Source organism: Waterburya sp. (assembly GCF_058530065.1).
The window spans coordinates 1-6,951 of sequence record NZ_JBZNBU010000089.1; the positions used below are offsets into that span (position 1 = coordinate 1).

Here is a 6,951-nt window from a genome sequence, read left to right on the forward strand (position 1 = left end):
CCCCCACCATAATCGTTAGAGTGCCGTTTTTCGCCCCAATATCCCCCCCCGATACGGGAGCATCCATAAATCGGAGTTCTTTGGTTTGTAGCTGTTTGCCGATCGCTTTGGCTGCATCGCTACCGATAGTACTCATATCGACAATTAAGGTTTGGGGTTGGGCGTAATTAATTACCCCTGCATTCCCTAACAAGACTTCTTCCACATCGGGGACATCTCCCACGCAGCTAAAAACTACTGTTGCATTTTCTACTGCTTCTTGAATAGAGTCTACAATAGTCGCTCCCGCTTCGCGAGCGATCGCCACTCCCTCTCGATTTTTGGTTCGATTCCAGGCTTTTACTCGACAGCCATGACGTGCCAGATTGCCCGCCATCGCCCCACCCATTAAGCCCAATCCTAAAAATGCTACTGGTTCATTTAACATTTAACATTAACTATTGCTTTATCAATATCCAGATATAAACTAGATTGGTGGTTCGAGGCAAAAGCAGTAAAATATCTCATCAAATCTTAAACCTCTGTTTTTTTAAAGAAAATGAGATAGCAGTCGATATACCAAACGGAAAAAAGCAGAAATGGCGATTGCTGATGCTGCCGAAACCCCAGCCACAACAAAGACAGTAGTAAGGGGGAAAATACTGTGTAAAGTAGGAATAAAGGCGACAATTGCTGCGGTAATTCCTGCCAAGATAATGAGATCGATTTTTTCGATCGCCCGACGATAAAGCGCAAAAATCAACCCTCCCAGAATCATTCCCAAGATACCCAAACTAACCCCCGAAACCGATAACAAGCTAGTTAAGCCTACATATAATAATGCTCCTTCAAATCCCGTAAAGGCTGCACTACCTAAAACTTCTAATAAAGAAAAGTTGGGACGATAGGTTTTTTTTGGCTGGGGAGAATTGGGCTTTGCAGGCTTAACGATGGTTTTAGTCGTCGATTGAGTCGGAGTCGGAGAGATTGAAGTTGGAGGAGAAGGAGGAGTTTTGGTTTCTAATGCAGCTAGGGCTTCTGTGGCGGTTTGAAACCTCTCGGCTGGAGTCGAGCGCAACATTCGATCTAAAATAGCAGCCAGGCGATCGCTTGTTTGGGGAGCAAAATTACGCCACTGCCAAGTATGATGAAACGAATCATAGAGTTCTTCCGTTGGTTTCCCCGTCAGCAGGGTAATACAAGTAACAGCTAGAGCATAAATATCTGTTGAAGGATATATTTGCGAACCAGACATTTGTTCGGGAGGAGCAAAACCCTGAGAATAGATTCCCGTTGATTTTCGATTATTACCACCACTGATGGCTACTTGTTTTACCGCCCCAAAGTCTAATAAATACAACAATCCCTCTTTGTTACGCATGATATTAGAAGGTTTGATATCCCGATGGATCGTATGATTGTCGTGAACGAATTTTAAGATCTTGAGGATTTCTACTAAAATTTCGGTAACTTCAACTTCGCTAAATTGTCCTTTTGTTGCTAATTCCGCTTCTAAATCTTGTCCATCAATAAACTCTTGGGCTAAATAAAAATACTGTTCTTCTCCCGTACCCTTAGCATTACGCACCATCGGCGTAAAAAAAGCATAAAGCTGGGGGATTTGAGGGTGTTTTTGCCCTAAATCCTCTAAAACCACTGCTTCTCTCTGAAATAAATCTTGGGCTTTTGCTAATTCATGGGCATCGAGATCTCCAGAAGGTAAAAACTGCTTGACTACACATAAGGGCATTTTCGGTTTATAGCGATCGCGAGCTAAAAATGCTGCTCCAAATCCCCCTTGACCGATTAATTTAGAAGGGATATAGCGATCTGCTAGTAGTAAAGGCATTCCGCAGTTAGTACAGAATTTTTGCCGTACGGTTCGGATCTTGGCTTCATCATCAAGATCGCTAAAAAAATTACGGGGTGTATTGCAACTAGGACGAGTACAAATAATTTCCATACAAACTCTAAATAGCTGTTAGCTGTTAGCTGTTAGCTTCTTTGATTATTGTACTTTTGTTGGTTTTGAGTTGCCCTAGATTTACTTGATTTCTACCGTATTGTTATACAAGGTATCGAGTTGGTTAAATTCGTGTCTGGTCGAAAATTGCGGTAATATCTCCTTGCTAAAAGCTTCTGCTGCTTTAGAACAGTAACGGTTAGGATTGACAATTACAGCTAGAGTTCGGTCAATATTTACATCGCGAACTTTTGCCCGATGTAAAACCCCCATTTCTAGTTCTTTTTCGATCGCTGTAGTAGAGACAAAGGCAGCACCCAAACCAGACTGTACGGCATTTTTAATCGCTTCAATAGAATTAAGTTCCATCTCTATTTTGAGCCGTTTAGGATCGATTTCATAACGAGTCAAAACCTTATCGATTACCTTACGAATTGTCGATTGAGAATCTAGAGTAATAAAATTTAGCTTGTAGAGATCTTCTTTATTAATCGCTTCTTCTTGAGCTAAAACATGGGAGGGAGGCAATATCAAGGCTAGTTCGTCATCGGCATAGGGAATAATATTTAAAGTCTCTTGTAATTCCGTAGGCACTTCTCCCCCAATAATCGCCAAATCTACTTGTCCGTTAGCTACCGCCCAAGAAGTACGACGGGTAGAATGCACTTGCAACTGTACCGAAACATCGGAATATTTCTCGCGAAATAAACCAATCATGCGAGGAATTAAATATGTTCCTGTAGTTTGAGATGCTCCAACTATGAGAGTACCTCCTTGAAGATTTTGCAAATCTTCGATCGCCCTACAGGTTTCTTGACATAAAGAAATTACTCGCTCGCCATAGCTCAATAATAAATGCCCTGCTTCGGTAAGTTGAGCCCTTCGTCCACCGCGATCGAACAGGGGTACGTTTAATTGTTTCTCCAAATTTTGTACTTGAAGGCTGACAGCAGGTTGAGAAACATAAAGACTGTCAGCAGCCCGCTTAAAGCTACCCTCAGTAGAGATCGCCTTAAGGATGCGGAGTTGATCCAGAGTAAAAGGGATATCAGACATAAAATATTAAAGAATTTTCAAAAAAAAGTTATCATTTCGGGGGTTATTTAAACGTATTATTAATAGTGCTTAATATTTAATAATTTTCTTGTGCTTTATTTGCACAGTACCACGAACCAGGTGCTAAATTAACTTTTAATTATTATTAATATCGAAACAGATAAATAATACCTATATGAATACCTCTATAAATAACCTCAGTTGGCTGAGTAATAGTCACACAATTATTTTGGCTTTGCTACTGGGATTTGCGATCGCCCATAGTGGATTAGCTGCTTTGCGTCCTTGGGCGGAAACTAAGATAGGAGCTAGATTGTATCGAGTTATTTTTGCTTTGGTTAGTATTCCCTTCGCCACAATCTTGATTATTTATTTTTTCAATCATCGCTATGATGGGGTGCAATTATGGCAAGTACGGGGAGTCGTTGGAGTCAGATCTTTTGTATGGATCGCCTCAGCAATCTCCTTCATATTTCTTTACCCTGCCACTTTCAATCTTTTGGAAATTGCAGCGATTTCTAAGCCTCAAGTTTATTTATTTGAAACAGGAATAATTCGCATTACTCGCCATCCTCAAATGGTAGGACAGGTAATTTGGTGTATCGCCCACACTCTCTGGTTGGGTACTAGTTTTACTCTAGTTACATCCCTCGGCTTAATCGCCCACCATCTGTTTGCTGTCTGGCATGGCGATCTCCGTTTGAGTAAAAGATATGGGGAAGCATTTGAAGCAGTTAAAGCCCGTACTTCTGTAATTCCTTTTCTGGCGATTATTGATGGTCGCCAAACTCTAAAATGGTCTGAATTTATTCGTCCTGCCTATTTAGGAATTGCTGCCTTTGTCCTGTTTTTTTGGTGGGCGCATCCTTGGTTGATGCAAGCGACAGCTAGAGTCTATTGGTAGGGCATTGATTAAAATATAAGTACCTAAGCAGAATTAGTTACACATTTGGGAGACGGGGAGATATTATCCCGCTTGACGGGACTGGGTGACTGGGTGATATTATCCCGCGAAGACGGGACTAGGAGACGGGGGGATTAGGTGCTACTACCTACTACCTGCTACCTATCCTTCACTAGTCAATTAATTTGGCACAACTACTTAAATTATTATCCCCAACTCCTCGAAGTATTTTGCTCGGGCGATCCCAATTAGATGTAGCATATCTCCATGATATAAAAATCAAATTTTAAATACCCCGATCGATCTATGCCATCCATTGTTAATGAAACCAATTTTCAACGAGAAGTATTAGACTCCCCTCGTCCAGTTTTGGTGCATTTTTGGACTCCTTGGTGTGGCTTATGCAAGTTAATTAGCCCCATGCTAGAAACCCTGCAAGGAGAAAATCAAGCACGAATTAAAATAGTCGCAATTAATGCCGATGAAAATTTTAAATTAGCCAATACTTATCGTTTAAAAAATCTACCTACTATTTTGTTGTTTGAAAATGGCAAACTAATAAAGAAGTTGGATAGTTTTAATAATCGCGATCGCCTGAAGTTAGCCTTAGAAAGAATTGTTAACAATACCCTCTCTCTTTCTTAGGTTATCTGTTTGGCGGCAGTACTAATATAAAACAGGCATAGCTATTAGACTTGTTGAAAAAAAAGCTAATAGCTGATAGCTGATAGCTGATAGCTAAAAACGATATCATTTGTAGCAAGCGTTAAAGTACTTCATATTTATGACTGCAAGCAGCGATCGCCCAAAATTAATTAGTTTCTATAATTCTCCCATCGGCAAAAAAATTATCACGGGAATTTCGGGGTTGGGTTTATCTCTATTTGTCCTAGTACATATGGTGGGAAATCTGACTCTGTTAGCAAATACCAAGGCATACAATCGCTTGGCTCATTTTATTCATAGTTCGGGCATTTTCTTATATGCGATCGAATTGATTTTATTAACCCTGGCAATCTTTCACATAATTGTCGGCATTACCATTCGGCTCAATACTCTACAAGCTAGACCGACAAATTACATTCAAATTAAAAGTGCGAGAGATTCGAGTAAGCAGTCCTTAAGTTCCCGCAGTATGGCAATTACAGGCATAATTATCTTAGGCTTTCTGGTCTTGCATTTGGCTACTTTCAAATTTGGTACTTATTACAGCACTATCATTGATGGGGTAGAAATGCGGAATTTGTCCCGTCTGGTAATCGAAAAGTTTCACTATCCCGTTTATGCTTTTGGCTATACAGGAATAGCTATCCTACTGGCAGTACACCTACGTCACGGCTTTTGGAGTGCTTGGCAATCAATCGGAGTCTTAAACTCTAAAATCAGCCCCCTTGTTTACACTATGGCTTTGGTGTTTGGGACTCTACTGGCTACTGGTTTCATAATTCTGCCCCTATCAATCTATTTCGGTTTTTATTAATCAAAAGCGATCGCTACCCCATACAAAAAAGAATACAACGGATATTTTGTAGAGTGGGCGACCGAAGGAAGTACTTTAGTGCATTGCCCACCCTACTCTACTACTAATGACTAACAACTAACGACTAAGAGAATATGAGATAAATATGAAAAGAAAGTGATATGATTATGAAATCGGGTTCACTTACTTTTTCTATGGCGAAAACTTTTTTAAAGCGAAGCACTATCTTATTCTTTAGCATCATGCTAGGAATGGCGATCGCTTCCTGTAATAGTACAGAAGGGACTTCGCCAACAAATAACAGCAATTCCAACACTACCGATGTTGCAGGAGATACCGAAGGTAAAAAGAAAGTTTTGACCACTTTTACTGTCTTGGCAGACATCGCGCAGAATGTGGCGGGAGATAATCTAACAGTAGAATCTATTACGCGTATCGGTGCAGAGATTCACGGCTACGAACCCACCCCCAGCGATATCGTCAAAGCTCAAAATGTCGACTTAATTCTTTACAACGGCATGAATTTAGAGCGTTGGTTCGAGCCGTTTTTAGGCAATCTTCAAGATGTCCCCTCCGTATTGTTGACAGAAGGCATAGAGCCAATTCCCATTGCTGAAGGACCTTATACCGATAAACCAAACCCCCATGCTTGGATGTCTCCCAAGAATGCTTTAATTTATGTGGAAAATATTCGTCAGGCTTTTATCGAACTAGATCCCGATAATGCCGATACTTATAACGCTAACGCCGCATCCTATAGCGAAAAACTTAAAGCGATCGACGAACAACTAGAAGCAGACTTAAATAAAGTTCCAGCCGACCAAAGATATTTAGTCAGTTGCGAGGGTGCATTTTCTTATCTCACCCGCGACTATGACATGAAGGAAATTTATATGTGGTCGATTAATGCCGAACAGCAATTTACCCCCAAACAGGTACAGAGGGTAATCGAAAAAGTAAAAGACAACAATATACCGACTATTTTTTGTGAAACTACCGTCAGTGATGAAGGACAAAAACAGGTAGCCGAGACAACAGGAGCGAGATTTGGGGGCAATCTATATGTAGATTCCCTTTCCACACCAGAAGGAGCAGTGCCTACTTTTCTAGATTTACTCGAATACGATGTCCGCACCATTACCAATGGTCTATTAGCAGGAAGCAATACCAGCCAACCGTAGGGGCGAATGCCATTCGCCCACACAACCGAATCTATTAATTAATTACATTATAAAAATCATGCCAGTAGCAACACCCATCTTAGATATCAGCGTTAATAACCTCAGTGTTACCTATAACAATGCCAAACTAGCTCTTTATAATGCTAGCTGTAGGGTAGAGCCAGGGACGATTACGGCTTTGGTAGGACCTAACGGTAGTGGTAAATCTACTTTGTTTAAATCCATCATGGGATTTCTCAAACCCGCTCAAGGACAAATTCGAGTAGGGGGTTTGCCAGTTCAAAAAGCTCAGAAAAAACAATTAATGGCTTATGTACCCCAGTCTGATGAGGTAGATTGGAATTTTCCCGTTAGCGTCTATGACGTAGTTATGATGGGTCGTTATGGC

Annotated in this window: 8 protein-coding genes; 5 read left to right on the forward strand and 3 right to left on the reverse strand. The window is 40.8% G+C overall.

All coding sequences use genetic code 11. The features are described from left to right. From AC33VI_RS05975 to AC33VI_RS05985, 3 genes are all read right to left on the reverse strand, one after another. A partial coding sequence (locus AC33VI_RS05975; RefSeq protein ID WP_491781355.1) for an NAD(P)-dependent oxidoreductase occupies nt 1-427 on the reverse strand: 427 nt, incomplete at its 3' end. A 102-nt stretch (nt 428-529) separates the two neighbouring features. Further along, a complete protein-coding gene (locus AC33VI_RS05980) occupies nt 530-1,942 on the reverse strand; it encodes a protein kinase domain-containing protein (RefSeq protein ID WP_491781356.1) in 1,413 nt (470 codons plus the stop codon). An 81-nt stretch (nt 1,943-2,023) separates the two neighbouring features. Continuing rightward, nucleotides 2,024-2,998, reverse strand: coding sequence for a LysR family transcriptional regulator (locus AC33VI_RS05985; RefSeq protein WP_491781357.1), 975 nt, complete (start codon nt 2,996-2,998; stop codon nt 2,024-2,026). 175 nt (nt 2,999-3,173) lie between these two features. Here AC33VI_RS05985 and AC33VI_RS05990 point away from each other — a divergent pair, with 175 nt between their 5' ends. From AC33VI_RS05990 to AC33VI_RS06010, 5 genes are all read left to right on the forward strand, one after another. Beyond that, entirely contained in the window at nt 3,174-3,902 is a 729-nt protein-coding gene (locus tag AC33VI_RS05990) for an NnrU family protein (RefSeq protein ID WP_491781358.1), read from the forward strand. Nucleotides 3,903-4,208: 306 nt separating this feature from the next. Continuing rightward, nucleotides 4,209-4,547, forward strand: a complete 339-nt coding sequence (locus tag AC33VI_RS05995) for a thioredoxin family protein (RefSeq protein ID WP_491781359.1) — start codon at nt 4,209-4,211, stop codon at nt 4,545-4,547. A 139-nt stretch (nt 4,548-4,686) separates the two neighbouring features. After that, the gene (locus AC33VI_RS06000; RefSeq protein WP_491781360.1) at nt 4,687-5,382 is read left to right on the forward strand and encodes a succinate dehydrogenase cytochrome b subunit; all 696 of its coding nucleotides are present in this window, start codon (nt 4,687-4,689) and stop codon (nt 5,380-5,382) included. Between the two features lie 194 nt (nt 5,383-5,576). Next, nucleotides 5,577-6,563, forward strand: a complete 987-nt coding sequence (locus tag AC33VI_RS06005; RefSeq protein ID WP_491781361.1) for a metal ABC transporter substrate-binding protein — start codon at nt 5,577-5,579, stop codon at nt 6,561-6,563. 58 nt (nt 6,564-6,621) lie between these two features. Next, the coding region (locus AC33VI_RS06010; protein WP_491781362.1) for a metal ABC transporter ATP-binding protein at nt 6,622-6,951 on the forward strand (330 nt) is incomplete at its 3' end.